This is a genomic window from Streptomyces sp. L-9-10, assembly GCF_004151105.1.
GTDB lineage: Bacteria > Actinomycetota > Actinomycetes > Streptomycetales > Streptomycetaceae > Streptomyces.
The window spans coordinates 115575-128920 of record NZ_PHRF01000090.1; the positions used below are offsets into that span (position 1 = coordinate 115575).

Annotated in this window: 9 protein-coding genes; 4 read left to right on the forward strand and 5 right to left on the reverse strand. The window is 71.7% G+C overall.

The genetic code is table 11. The annotated features are described in order from the left end of the window. Positions 1 to 34 precede the first annotated feature (34 nt). The 5 genes from CU044_RS20795 to CU044_RS20815 all read right to left on the reverse strand — a co-directional run bounded on the left by CU044_RS20795 (position 35) and on the right by CU044_RS20815 (position 8551). Positions 35 to 2044, reverse strand: coding sequence for a hypothetical protein (locus CU044_RS20795; protein ID WP_240045737.1), 2010 nt, complete (start codon positions 2042 to 2044; stop codon positions 35 to 37). Continuing rightward, positions 2041 to 3201, reverse strand: a complete 1161-nt coding sequence (locus tag CU044_RS20800; protein WP_129770225.1) for a VWA domain-containing protein — start codon at positions 3199 to 3201, stop codon at positions 2041 to 2043. Before CU044_RS20800 ends, CU044_RS20795 begins: the two co-directional genes overlap by 4 nt. After that, entirely contained in the window at positions 3198 to 5546 is a 2349-nt protein-coding gene (locus CU044_RS20805; RefSeq protein ID WP_129770226.1) for a DUF5682 family protein, read from the reverse strand. Before CU044_RS20805 ends, CU044_RS20800 begins: the two co-directional genes overlap by 4 nt. A gap of 1 nt (position 5547) precedes the next feature. Continuing rightward, a complete protein-coding gene (locus CU044_RS20810) occupies positions 5548 to 6759 on the reverse strand; it encodes an AAA family ATPase (protein ID WP_240045738.1) in 1212 nt (403 codons plus the stop codon). A 298-nt stretch (positions 6760 to 7057) separates the two neighbouring features. Beyond that, positions 7058 to 8551 (reverse strand): family 43 glycosylhydrolase, encoded by a 1494-nt coding sequence (locus CU044_RS20815; RefSeq protein ID WP_129770227.1) that lies wholly within the window; start codon positions 8549 to 8551, stop codon positions 7058 to 7060. 151 nt (positions 8552 to 8702) lie between these two features. Between CU044_RS20815 and CU044_RS20820 the strand changes: the two genes are divergently transcribed. From CU044_RS20820 to CU044_RS20835, 4 genes are all read left to right on the forward strand, one after another. After that, a complete protein-coding gene (locus CU044_RS20820) occupies positions 8703 to 9620 on the forward strand; it encodes a sugar ABC transporter permease (RefSeq protein WP_129770228.1) in 918 nt (305 codons plus the stop codon). After that, the gene (locus CU044_RS20825) at positions 9620 to 10570 is read left to right on the forward strand and encodes a carbohydrate ABC transporter permease (RefSeq protein ID WP_129770229.1); all 951 of its coding nucleotides are present in this window, start codon (positions 9620 to 9622) and stop codon (positions 10568 to 10570) included. The genes CU044_RS20820 and CU044_RS20825 overlap by 1 nt, the downstream gene beginning before the upstream one ends. A gap of 69 nt (positions 10571 to 10639) precedes the next feature. Next, a complete protein-coding gene (locus CU044_RS20830; protein ID WP_129770230.1) occupies positions 10640 to 11980 on the forward strand; it encodes a sugar ABC transporter substrate-binding protein in 1341 nt (446 codons plus the stop codon). A gap of 214 nt (positions 11981 to 12194) precedes the next feature. Next, positions 12195 to 13238, forward strand: a complete 1044-nt coding sequence (locus CU044_RS20835; RefSeq protein ID WP_205124097.1) for a MurR/RpiR family transcriptional regulator — start codon at positions 12195 to 12197, stop codon at positions 13236 to 13238. Positions 13239 to 13346: the final 108 nt, after the last annotated feature.

Here is a 13346-nt window from a genome sequence, read left to right on the forward strand (position 1 = left end):
CTTTCCTTCGTACGTGTGATGTCGTGCGGGCCGGTCACAGCCCCGGTGCCGTCGTTCCGGCGGAGGCGGCCCCGTGGAGCGAGGCCGCCGTGAGGAGAAAGAGATGGGCGTCCGTCCAGTACGCGACGGCCGCTTCGGGCTCGCCCCGGGTGAGCGCCTCGGCGACGGCGCCCACCCGGGCCGCGGCCTCGCCGAGACCGGTGCGCGCCAGGGCCGAGGCGACGTCCTCCAGCCGGTGCAGGTCCGGTCTGTCCAGGTGGCGCAGGCCCCGGTGGGCGGTCTCGTCAAGGGCGTCGACGGCGTCGTCCAACGCGGCGGTGACCGGGTCGGCGACGGCCGGGACGGCCGGCGGGGGACCGGCGTGGCCGTTCACCGGCGCCAGGTCGAGCACGGTCACACCGGTCAGGGTCAGGACGGCGATCGGGTCCAGCAGCAGATCGCCGGACGCGGTGCCCGTCACGAAGGCGCTCACGTGGCGGGGCCCGTCCTCCGCCGCGTCTCCGAGCGCGGCGGCCAGCGCGTCCAGCCCGCCGGGGCCGTACGGGTTGTACGGCGCCGCGAGCACGGCCCGGTGGTCGTACGCGTCACGGACCACCGCGGTCAGGCTCTGCTCGGCGGGATCGTAACCGAGGTCCTCCACGGCGTGCACCGCGAAGACGCGGACGTCGTCGGCGGCGACCCGGCGCCGGACCAGACGCGGTGGCAGGTCACGCAGTCGTCGGGCGTATGCGGCGAAATCGCGGACCAGCAGCGATTCCGGCAGCTTGGTCCAGGAGGTGCCGAGAGGGGAACACCCGGCGGCGACCTGGCGCGAGGCGCCGAGCACCAGGGTGTGTCCCGCGGTACGGACGGCGTTCTCGGTGACGACCTGGGAGAGGCAGAGCCGGCCGAGGGTGGTCCCGGCGACCCGGCGGGACGCGAGGACGGCCCCGGCCGGGCCGAGGGTCCGGCCGGTCCCCGGGGCGCTGGACTCGGACAGCTCCCAGCGGTGGCGCAGCACCAGGGCGAGGCCCGTGTCGCCGTGGCCGAAGTACACGTCGGCGGTGCGGGAGGTCCGGTCGCCGGAGATCCGGCAGCCGAGGGAGCTGAAGCGTGCCTGGCGCATCGGGGTACGTCCGGGGCCGCCGTCGCCGTGGCGGCCGGTGCGGTGCCGGGCGTGGAGTTCGGTGAGGAGCGCGGCGAGCCGTCCGCGGTGGTGGTGGGCGGCGCGCGAGGCGTAGGCGTCGAGCTGGCCGGACAGCTCGCCGAGGGCGTCGGCGGTCCAGTGCAGGCCGTGTTCCGCGAGTTCGTCCCGGAGGCTCCGCAGAGCGGTGCCGAGGGCCGGTCCGGCGTGGGCGGCGCCGTCCAGCACCAGCCGGCCGGCGAGTTCCGCGGCTGCCGCGGCGGCGTCCCCGGCGTCCCGCCGGCTCGGCGCGGCAGTACCGACGCGCACCTCGGCCGGAGGGTCTTCGGGGTCCACGGCCAGTGCTTCGCGGAACGCCCAGACGGCGAGTGACACGGCTTCGCCGCGCTGCTCGTCGCGGCTGTCGGTGAGCGCCCAGGCCAGGGCTCCCGGGACGGTGAACCGGACAGTGGTGGTGGGCAGTTCGGCGCGGGCCTCGTCGTCGGCCCCGGTGGGGTGGACGAGCCGGGCGCTGTAGCCGCGGGCCCGGGTACGGCGGGCCGCGGCGACGGCCCGCGCGCCGACGGCCGTGGTCAGCTCTTCGTCGGTGACGCTCCCGGGCGACCAGGGGGCGGCCGGAGTGTCGGGGCGGTCCCGTTCCGGGGGCGCGACGGACTCCTGGCAGGCCAGGACCAGTCCGATCAGATGGCGGCAGACCCCGGTGGCGGCGCAGGCGCAACTGCCCAGGTCCAGCCCGGCGCCCGGCGGCAGAGACGCCTCGGTGCCATCGGGGTAGCGGCCGGTGAGCGTACCGTCCGGAGCGAGGACGACAGTGGCGCCGTCGCCCGCCGCGTGTTCCTTGGCGGCCCGCTTCACCAGGCCGCGGTTGGTGAGCGCGGCCAGTGTCTCCGGGGTCAGGGCCATCAGGTCGGCGCGGATCACCGGCCGAGCCTCTCCGCGACGAACGCGGCGAGCTGACCGGGGGTCATGGCCCCCACATACGCTCCGACGTTCGCCAGGCGCTGGGCCGTCTCGCGGTCGTACGCCGGGTTCGCCTCCTCGTCCAGCGCGGCCAGGCCCAGCACGGTGGTGCCCTGTTCGACCAGGCGCCGCACGGTGCGCACCAGCCGGGCGGGGTCGCCGCCCTCGTAGAAGTCGGTGACGAGGACCACGATCGCGCGGCGCGGAGCGTCGATGAGCCCCTCGGCGTGGTCGACGGCGCGGGCGATGTCGGTTCCGCCGCCGAGCTGCACCCGCATGAGCAGTTCGACGGGGTCGGTGACATCGTCGGTGAGGTCCACCACCGAGGTGTCGAAGGCGACGAGATGCGTCCTCAGCCCGGGGAGTCCCCACAGGGCGGCCGCGGTGACGGCCGAGTGGATGACCGAGCCGGCCATGGATCCGGACTGGTCGACGAGCAGGATGAGCTGCCAGCGTTCCAGGTGGGGCCTGGTCCGGGAGGTGAACCGCGGCTTCTGGATGATGAGCCGCCGCTCCTCGGGCCGGTAGTGGGACAGGTTCGCCCGGACCGTGGCGCGCAGATCGAAGTCCCTGGCCCGCGGCAGGGCGCTGGGCCGCCGCGAACGGGTGCCGTGGAAGGACCGGCGGATCTCGGGGGTCAGCCTGGCCAGCAGGTCCCGGACGACGGTGTCGACGATGCGCCGGGCCGCCCGCAGGACGTCGGGGTTCATCAGATGCTTGGTGCGCAGCACGGCGCGCAGCAGGGTGGGGTTGGGGTCGACCCGTTCCAGGACGCGCGGGTCGGTGACGATCTCGTGGATCTCGTACCGTTCGACCGCGTCGCGTTCCAGCCGTTCGACGGTCTCCCGGGGGAAGAGGCGGTGCACGTCCTCCAGCCAGTCGACGGCCGTCACGGCGGACGGCCCGTCGCCGCCCTCCCGGGAGGAGGGGGCGTCCGCGTGGTGCGGCGCGAAGCCCCGGCGTACGCCGCGGTCCGTCTGCTCGGGGTCCCGTCCGTACAGCCAGTCCAGCGCGGCGTCCTGGGCCGCGGCAGCCTCGCCGAGTGAGCCGGTGCAGGCCTCCGCCGGGCTGCCGAGGATCAGCCGCCAGCGTTCCAGTCCGGGGTCGGGCGCGGTCATCGGACCGCCCCCAGTCCGTGCCGGTCGAGGGTGCGCAGCACGTTCTCCTCCAACTGGCGTGCGTGGGCGAGCAGCAGCGGGTCGCCGGTGGTCCGCAGCAGGGACCGGGCGGAGCCGCGCAGCCCGCGCCGTTCGAGGAGCCGCTCCGCGATCCGTCGGCGTTCCCGGGGTGGGAAATAGGCGAACGCCTGCCGCAGGGCGGGCAGTCCGACGAGGAACTCGGTCCCGCTCAGGCCGGTCACCAGCGTGTCGAGGGTGGCGAGCAGGCTCCGGGAGTCGTCGCCGGAGGCGGTCAGTTCCTCCCGGGCCAGCGCGAACAGACCGGCCAGCCAGTCGCCGAGAACGGCAGGCCCCGACAGGGACGCGACCGCCGCCGCCGGGTCGGCGCCGGTCCCCAGGGAGCGGCACAGGCCGAAGGCGGCGCCCCGCAGGTCGGCGGGGGCCTCCCGGTCGCCGCTGACGCGCGCGCAGACGGCGACGGCCGCGTCCCGGTCCAGGGTGAGCCCGTCGGCGGCGTACAGCAGGGCGTCACGGACGGCGGCCAGGGCGCGCAACCGTCCCGGATCGGCGTCGGCCGCGCCCCGCACCCCTTCGACCAGCCACAGCACCCGGTGCACGGCGGCGTCCACGAAGCCCGCGAGCAGCGGATCGCGGCCGACCCCGTACACCCGGTCGTGCCGCCACAGGCCGAGTGCGGTGTGCAGTGCCTCCCCGAGCGGTCCGGGGTCCGCCGACCGGTCGACCGCCGCGCGCAGTCCGGCGAGCAGCGGACCGAGCAGTCCGGTCACCCCGCAGACGACGGTGTCGAACAGAACGCCGGCGAGCGCGTCGGGCGCGGAGCCGCCGGCCCGTATCCGCTCGGCGAGGGCTGCGGCGGAGGCGTCCTCCAGGGTCCTGCCGTGGCTCCCCGCCTCGATGAGGGCGGCCTCCCGGCCGACGGCGGGGCCCGGCTCCCAGCGCTCGGTGTAGTCCGGGCCGGTGCCGGTGCCGGGGCCGGGGCCGTGAATACGGGTGTACCCGGGGACGGCGAGGATCCGCAGCCGGTGCAGCAGCCTGCTGCGCTCACGCCCGGAGGGTTCGGTCAGCCGCAGGGTGACCGGGCCCGAGAAGTCCAGGCCGAGCGCGGCGAGCCGGTCGGTGACGTCCCGTACCAGCGGGGGCAGCGGGGTGTCGGGGTGCAGGCGGCCTGTCCGGTCGCCGCGACCGGCGGCGACCAGTTCGGCGAGCACCGGATGGGTGCCGGAACGGAGCCGGCCATGCCGGGTCCACGGCAGTGGTTCGTCGACGGCCTCGTCGAGCAGGGCACCGGCGAGGCCGTCGAAGAGATCGAGCCGGGCGGGGCGGGTGTGGCCGCGCAGCGCGGCGAGTGCCCCGGCGGCGGCCCGCGCCCCGATCAGCGCGGCGGTGGAAACGGGCACACCGCGGGCGCGGAGTCGTCCGGTGACCGCCCGGACCAGGGCGTCACCCGCGGCGCGCGGACCTCTCTCCCACAGGTCCTGGTGGTAGCCGGGCGAGGGCATGCCGGACTGGTAGCCGGTGAACGCGTCGAGCCGGTGGAAGGAGTAGGGGACGAGATGGCTTCCGGCCTCGGCGTCAGCGGGTGGCCGGGGCACCTCCGGCAGACCCTTCCTGCCGGGTGTCCCGCCCGCGGGCCTCTCGACGAGGGCGCGCAGCGCCGGCCGGTGGAACCCGCCGGTCACCACCAGCACGGGACGCTCGCCCGCTTCGGCGAGGGAGGCGCCGACCCATGCGGCCATGTACTCCTCCCGCGCCCGGTCTCCCGTGTCGGCCTCGGCGTCGCCGCGCAGCACGTCGAAGTAGAGGGCGAGCCGTTCGGCGAGGGCGTCCTCGCCGTGCGGGTACGGCGAGTCGGCCGGGTCCGTTGAGCCGCCCGCGTCCGGCGGGTCGGCCGCTTCGAACAGCCGGTCCCAGAGGGCGTCCGCGCAGTCCACACCGAACCTGTCGCGGAGCCGGGCGGACGCCCGTACGTAACGGGCCTCCGCGTCCGCGTACCGGTTGGAGCGTCCCTCGAACGCCGGGTGCCAGGCCGGCAGGTCGATGAACCGGACCCGAGCGCCCGCCGCCCGGCCCTCGGTGAGCGCCACCCACTCCGGGGAGTACGCGCAGAACGGGGTCCACGACGTGGTGGTACGCACCGCGTCCCGGTAGTGGCTGAACACGGCGACGGGCAGCTCGTGGCCCAACAGCAGTTCGTCGAGCCGGTCGTTCATGTCGGCCGGGCCCTCGATCAGCACATGCGAGGGGCGCAGCGTGGTGATGGTCCGGGCGACGAGCCGCGCGCAGACGGGCGAGTGGTGGCGTACGCCGAGGAAGGTGGCCGGCATGTCAGCCCGCCAGCAGGTGCCGGGCCGCGTGCAGTTGCCGCCAGGCCCGGCCGGCGCGGTGGACGGCCCGCTGCTCCAGGTAGCGGCGCAGCCGGGCCAGGTCCTCCGGGCTGTCCTTGGCCGCCGTACCGGCCAGGCAGGTGACCAGGTCGGCGGCGTTGCCCGGTTCGCCGCGCAGGTACCAGCCGCGGACGCCGACCGCGTGGGCGACCGAGACGGCCTCGGCCGTGCTCATCACGGACGTCATCGCGTCGCCTCCGCCGTCCTCGCCGCCCGAGCGGAGGTCCCGGAACGTGGTGACGAGGACCTCCATGACCTCGGGGTCGGGCGTCACGGTCACACCGGAGCGGCGCAGCAGGGCGGCGGCCTCGGCCTCGACCAGCGCGCTTTCGGTGTCATGGTCGGCGATGGGCAGCACCGTCTCGAAGTTGAAGCGGCGCTTGAGAGCGGCGCTCATCTCGTTGACGCCGCGATCGCGGGTGTTGGCGGTGGCGATGACGTTGAACCCGTGACGGGCGAAGGCCATGCCTCCCGGGCCGGGCAGCTCGGGGATGGTCACGACCCGTTCGGACAGCAAGGACAGCAGGGTGTCCTGTACCTCCAGCGGGCAGCGGGTGATCTCCTCGAAGCGCACCAGCGCGCCGTCCCGCATGCCACGCAGCACCGGTGCCGGGACCAGCGAGCGGTCGGACGGCCCGTCGGAGACGAGGAGGGCGTAGTTCCAGGAGTACTTGATGTGTTCCTCGGTGGTGGCCGCGCCGCCCTGGACGACGAGGGTGGAGTCACCGCTGACGGCGGCGGCGATCAGCTCGGACAGCAGCGACTTCGCGGTGCCGGGTTCGCCGACGAGCATGAGGCCGCGGTTGGTGGCGAGCGCGACCAGGGCCCGTTCGACGAGCGCGATGTCGCCGACGAACTTGCGGCTGACACCCGCCTCGGCGTCCCCGCAGATGAACCGGCGGGCGGCGCGCAGGCTGAGCGCCCAGCCGGGCGGCCGGGGAGCGTCGTCGGCGGCCCGCAGGGCGGTGAGCTCGCCGGCGTGGCGGACCTCCGCGGGCGGACGCTGGAGGTTCTCCGGCTCCGTGTGCGCGGTGCCCGGGGAGACCGGGGACGTACCACCGCCGGGGGCGGACGCCTGCCCGCCCGGGGGTACGTGAGGGCGCGGCCCGCCGATGCCGTCGCCGCCCTCGCCGTCGTGCTCCCAACGCCGCACCGCTCCTCCGCTCCGTCGTGATCGATGTTGCGGAGGACCATAACCACGACGACTGACAACGGACCGGGACACCGGGACACGGGAAACGGGGTGTGATAAGCACCAATGATCCCGCCTTGTGGCGGTACTTGGACCCGTTGGGGGGCGAGGTGCGTCCCGATCCCCTCCTCACACGCTTCCCTATTGCTCACTTTCCTTGAGCGATTGGTGTCGGCACCTGGGGGAGTTCGTCGCGGGAACGGCCGGGAGGCAGTGCGCGTATCGCGGCGTGTGCGCGGCTGCCGCCCGGCCGGGTCGCTCAGCCGGCGGGCCGGACCGACACGTTGTCGATGTTGAGCCACGTGTCCTTCGCGCTGTCCGCCCAGATGCCGAGGTTCGCCTTCCCCGAGGTCACGGTGAAGTTCACCGTCTTCGTCGTCCATGCCTCCTGTTTCGTCGTGAGGTCGGTGCGCACCGCGGACGAACCGTGGTCCTTCACCTCGAAGTAGGCGTTGTTCTGACCGCCGCTGGTCCGGTAGTCGAAGGACAGCTTGTAGGAGCCCTTGGGCAGGGTGACCTGCTGGTCGACCCACGCGGAGTAGGCCGTGTCATCCCACAGGCTGAGCTGGCGACGGCTGTCGCCCACCGTGGACTCGTCCACACGAGCCGCCCCCGTGACCTTCCACTGGGGGATCTTGGCGCCGGTGACGTCCTGGTCGAAGCGGCCGTTGGCGACGGGGTTGCCGGTGACCGTACCCGCGGCCGCGTCGACGTCGACGTCGGTGTAGCCGTGCAGACGGGGGACTCCGCCCTCGAACGTCAGTGGGTACCAGGCGTTGCGGCCGATGCCGCCCGGTGCCGGAGCGCCGTTGCCGTGGTACTGCGAGTACCGGTCGCCGTTGTAGAGGTAGGAGGTCCCCTGTGCGCCGACCACCGGGATGATCTGCTCGAACTGCGTGCCGTACGAGTTGTCCGACGCGGGCTGCGTGGCGACGGACTTCCAGGAGTCCTGGCCCCAGGAGCTCATGTCCTTGCTCGTGCGGTACGAGGTCGGTGTGGCGTTCCACCAGTCCATGCCGGAGGCGAACAGGTAGTACGTCGCGCCGGCCTTCACGATGCCCGGGGCCTCCTTGTGGCCCGTGTTCCTCTCGGACCAGACGGCGGGCTTCACCGTGGTCCAGTCCGTGCCGAGCGGCGCCACGTTGACCGTGGAGTTGATGTCGCCGCCCTGGTCTCCCACGTAGACGAGGTAGGCGTCGGAGCCGTCGACGAAGACCGAATGGTCGCCCATCGTGGTGCCGTTGACCGGGGTGGCGCCGTCCTCCGTCGGCTTGTAGGTGCCGTCGACCGTGGGGCTCGTGGCGAAGAGCACATGGTTGCGCTTCGTCGCGGGGTCGGTGACCTCGACCACGAGGACGAACGTCCCGGTGGCCGGGTTGCGGATGAGCTGAGGGCGCCCGAGCCACAGGTTGCCGATGGCGGCCAGGGGGCCCTCGGTGCCGGACTGGCTCAGGATGGGGCCCTTGAACGTCCAGTTCTCCAGGTCGGTGGAGCTGTACAGGTTGACCTGCTTGGGCTGGCCGCTCACCAGTTTCGTGCCCACCCAGTAGTAGGTCGAGCCGACCTTGAGTACGTTGCCGCCCTGGGCCAGGATGGGGTTCCCGTCGGTGTCGGTCCAGACGGTGTCGTTGGCGATGACGGACGAGGGTCCCGCGGCGTGTGCGGGCAGTGTGAGGGCGCCACTCAGAGTCAGGGCGACGGCGGTGGCGGTCAGTGTGATGGTGAAGTGCGTGGCACGTGCTCCGACGTTCATGGGGATCCTCTGCCGGTAGGGGTTGGTGAAAAAAATTATCACGCAAGCTATCCAGATGACCCTTGCGTGAAATAAATTTGAGAAGCGGGTCGGCCGTCACCTCCCCGGGACGCCCATCGCATCAGCACATCCCAGCGGCTCTGGAGTACACATGAAGAAAAGGTCGGCCTCGACGCCGCCCAGGGCGCCGGTCGTCCGGCGGCCCCTGAAGCGGCGGTTGACCGGATGGGCCTTCGTCCTGCCCTTCGCGGTGCCGTTTCTCCTCGCTGTCGTCGCCCCGATCGTGTACACGGCGGGCCTCAGCGTCTTCCAGGAACGGCTCGTCGGCGGTGTCACGTTCGTCGGCCTCGACAACTACCGGGACCAGCTGAGCGACCCGCGGTTCTGGGACGCCGTCGCGAGGGTCGGGATCTTCCTCCTCATCCAGGTCCCGCTCATGATGGGGTTCGCGCTCGGCGCGGCCCTCGCGCTGGACAGTGCGCGGCTGTACGCTCCTTCGGTCTTCAGGCTCGGCATCTTCCTTCCCTACGCCGTGCCGGGCGTCGTGGCCTCCCTGCTCTGGGGCTACATCTACGGAGCGCAGTTCGGTCTGGTCGGAGACCTCAAGGAGATCTTCGACATCGCCCTGCCCGACCCACTGTCGAGCACACTCATCCTGCCGTCGATCGGCAACATCGGCCTGTGGCTCTACGTCGGCTACAACATGCTCGTCTTCTACGCGGCGTTGCAGGCCATCCCCTCGGAACTGTTCGAGGCCGCCAGGCTCGACGGAGCCGGCACCTGGCACATCATCACCGGCATCAAGCTGCCGGCCATCCGCCCGACCCTGGTCGTCGCCACGGTCTTCTCGGTGATCGGCGGATTCCAGCTCTTCAACGAGCCCAACATCCTGCGGTCCATGGTGCCCAACGTGATCAGCACCGACTTCACACCCAACATGTACGCCTACACACTGTCGTTCGCCGGACAGCAGTACAACAGCGCCGCCACCGTCGCCATGATCATGGGCGTCGTCACCGCGATCGTCGCCTTCGTGGTGCAGCGCCGCGGTATGGGGAGGGCCGTCTGATGCTCACCCACGAACAGCCGGCCGACGTGGACCGGCGTACCTCCCGGCGGCGCGGAGACACGGCGGAACGCGGCCCGGGGTACGGGGCCGGTACCCGTGCCAGGCCGCGACGGCAGCGCTCGGTCGTCCTGACCGTACTGATGACGCTGCCGCTGCTCTACAGCCTGATGCCGCTGGTCTGGCTCGTCATCAACGCGACCAAGTCGCGGGATCAGCTGTTCTCCACCTTCGGGCTGTGGTTCGGCGGCGACTTCTCCCTCTGGGACAACATCGTCGGGGTCCTCACCTACGACGACGGCATCTTCGGCCGCTGGTTCGCGAACACGCTGCTCTATGTCGTCGCCGGCGCGGCCGGATCGACCCTCCTGGCGGCCCTCGCCGGATACGGGCTGGCCAAATTCGATTTCCCCGGCCGCCGGGCCGTCCTCGCCGTCGTGCTGGGCGCCGTCGCCGTGCCCGGGGCCGCGCTCGCCGTGCCGACCTTCCTCCTCTTCGGTGAGCTGGGCCTGACGAACACTCCCTGGGGAGTGCTGATCCCGCTGCTCGTCACCCCCTTCGGCCTCTTCCTCCTGTTCAGCTACGCGAACGAGGCCGTACCGAACGAGATCCTCGACGCCGCGCGCGTCGACGGCGCGGGTGAGTTCCGTACGTTCTTCACCGTCGTGCTGCGGCTGCTGTCACCGGCGCTCGTCTCCGTCTTCCTCCTGGAAGTGGTGGGCGCCTGGAACAACTACTTCCTGCCACTCATCATGCTCAACGACCCCTCCTGGTTCCCCCTGACCGTGGGCCTGAACCAGTGGAACAGCCAGGGCGCCACCGCGGACGGCGAGGTCGTCACCCATCTCGTCCTCACCGGCTCGCTCCTGACGATCATCCCCCTCGTCATCGTCTTCCTCTGCCTCCAGCGCTTCTGGCGCGCGGGGCTGGCGGCGGGCAGCACCAAGGGCTGACATCCGCCCGTCAACCGCGTGGGGCCCACCACCCCACGCCGCTCAGAGAACCAACGAAAAGGAAACACAGTGAACAGATGGTCGCGTCAGCGCAGAACGACCGCACTGCTGCTCGGCACCGTACTCACCGCGGTGAGTCTGTCCGCCTGCGGCGGAGGTCCGGGCGACGGTTCCGGGACCGAGACGGTCAGTGAGGCGGAGATCCAGAAGGCACTCGACAAGCCGTCGGAACTGACCGTGTGGAGCTGGTCCGCGAGCCTGGCGGACGTCGCCAAGGCGTTCGAGAAGGAGCACCCCAAGGTCAAGATCAGTGTCAGGAACGTCGGCACAGGCCCGGCCCACTACACGAAGCTCCAGAACGCGATCAAGGCGGGCAAGGGCGGACCCGACCTCGCCACCGTGGAGTACAGCGCCATCCCGCAGTTCGCCCTGTCCAAGGCGCTCGTCGACCTCAACCGGTTCGGCTTCGACTCCCTGAAGGACGAGTTCACCTCCGCGACGTGGGAGGCCGTCAACGTCGACGGAGGGCTCTACGAGCTCCCCCTGAACTCCGGCCCGATGGCGCTGTTCTACAACAAGAAGACGTTCGACAAGTACGACATCGAGGTCCCGACCACATGGGACGAATACCTCGACGCGGCCCGCGCGCTCCAGAAGGCCGACCCCGACACGTACATCGCCGCCGACAACGGCAACCCCGGGCTCACCGAGAGCCTCATAGCCGCCGCCGGTGGCCGCCCCTTCAGCGCGGACGGTGACAAGCTCACCGTCAACCTCCAGGACGCCGGATCCAAGAGGTACGCGGCGAGCTACCAGAAGCTCCTGGACGAGAAGCTCCTGTCACCCATCGCGGGCTGGAGCAACGAGTGGTACCAGGGCCTGGCCAAGGGCAATATCGCCACCCTGCTGTCCGGGGCCTGGATGGCGGGCACCCTGAAGTCCGGCGTTCCCGACGCGGCCGGTGACTGGCGGGTCGCTCCGCTGCCCACCTACGGCGGCGAGTACGCCACCTCCGTCAACGGCGGCGGCAGCCTGGCGATGATGGAGCAGAGCGACAACCAGCTCGTCGCCGCCGCGTTCCAGCGCTACGTCAGCGCGGAGAAGGGAGCGGACCTCACCCAGGCGACCGGCTCCTTCCCGGCCCGCGCCAAGGTGCTCGCGTCGGAGAAGTTCCTCGGCGAGAAGGACCCGTACTTCGGGGGCCAGGAAGTCAACCGTGTCCTCGCGGACTCACTCGCCGCGGTGCGGGAGGGCTGGCAGTTCCTGCCCTACGACGTCTACGCCCTCAACATCTTCAACGACAAGGTGGGCAAGGCGTACACCGGCTCCACGACACTCCAGGAGGGGCTGAACCTCTGGCAGGAAGACCTGATCAAGTATGGGAAGGAGCAGGGATTCACCGTCAACTAACCCTGGACAACGGGTTGTTGGCCGCCGTCCGTACGGCGGCCGCTCCCCTGACCGTCAGTGACCGAGCGATGCGGAACCGCGACCGCGAGGAGGGTAGAGTGTCATGAAGTGTGAGACCGGCCGAGGCGATCCCTCTGGCAGACCGACCGAAGCAGCCATCCCGTCCGGCGAGCGTCGAGACCGCCGCGGCCGACCCACAGCGAGGGAGCAGTCCGTGAGCCGCGACTCGGAATCGACCCGGCGCCCCTCCGGGTCCCGGTCGTCCGATGACGGCGCACCGGTCTCCCGGGCGAACGGGAAGGGCGCTCACGGTCGCGGAGGCCGCGCCGAAGAGGCCGAGGGGAACGAGAGCCGGCGGGTCGGCGGTGTGGGTGAGGCCAGCCCACTGGAACTGCTGCGATCCGCCCTGTCCGACCTCTCCGGCGCCAGGCTCCGGGTCGCCGAGGTCATCCTGAGGATCCCCGCCGTGGTGGGCCGCAGCTCCATCACCTGGCTCGCCGAGGAGGCCCGCACCTCACCGGCGACCATCACGCGGCTGTCGACGGCCCTGGGCTTCGAGGGCTTCCCCGAACTGCGCGCGGCGCTCGCCCGGGAACACGGCCGGGGCGTCCAGGCCGGCTGGGAGAAGGACATCGGCTCCGCCATCACCCCGGACGACCCCGCCGACAAGGTCCTCAGCACTCTGGCGGCCAATCAGTTCAGCGCGGCGCGCAACGCCATGGCCTCGGTGGACCTGGACGCCATGGCCCGGGTGGCGGACCACATCGTGTCCGCCCAGCGCGTGCAGCTGTTCGGCGAGTGGGGCGACGCTCCTCCGGCGTACGAGCTCTACCTGCGGCTGTTCCGCATCGGCATCCCCGTCTGGTACAACGAGGGGGCCTACTTCGCGCAGGTGGGGGCAAGCCTGCTGACGCCGGGTGACGTGGCCCTGGTCATCTCCCGCTCGGGCGAGAGCCCCATCGCCACGAAGTTCGTCGAGGTCGCCCGTGAGCATGGTGCGATGACCGTCCTCATCACCGGCGACCCGCAGTCCTCCCTGGCCACCGAGGTCGACGTCCCCTTGCAGACCGGCACGGGGGTGGACGGCTCCTGGACGGACTACTTCGCCGGGCGTTCGAGTGACGCACTCGTCGGCGCGCTGCTGTGGGCACTCGTCGCACAGCGGGTGCCGGACCGTATCTACGACCGGATGAACCAGAGCGGCCCATCCGAGCCGCGCACCCGGAGCCAGGCCATCTTCGACAACCCCGCGCACTGACCCCGTCCGCCGCACGACGCGGCGGCATGACATCGCACCGCGGCCCGAACCATAGCCGGGCGACTTCCCTGAGGAGCGTGTCCGCACACGTCGGCCCGGCGCCGTACG